Origin of the sequence: Bittarella massiliensis (ex Durand et al. 2017) (assembly GCF_017566145.1) — a bacterium.
Lineage (GTDB): Bacteria > Bacillota > Clostridia > Oscillospirales > Ruminococcaceae > Bittarella > Bittarella massiliensis_A.
Map to the genome: position 1 here is coordinate 1 of NZ_JABFCL010000285.1, position 217 is coordinate 217.

1 protein-coding gene is annotated in these 217 nt (G+C 51.2%); it reads right to left on the reverse strand.

Translation table 11 applies throughout. The features are described from left to right. A partial coding sequence (locus HJY11_RS14355) for an extracellular solute-binding protein (protein ID WP_208076545.1) occupies positions 1–217 on the reverse strand: 217 nt, incomplete at both ends.

Here is a 217-nt window from a genome sequence, read left to right on the forward strand (position 1 = left end):
GTCTGTAATCTCTGTGATATGCCCGCCTGCAACCAGATTTCCGATCACGTTATTGGGAATCGCAAAACAGTCAGCGCCGACTCCTGCCGGTCCGTCAAGCGCGATCTGTCCGTTAGCGTCACCAAGTTCCACATTCTCATATTCTATGGTTATATTGGGATGTTCTTCTGTAAATGCGGCTCCTGCCTGCTCTATGAACTCCTGCGCCACACCTGAG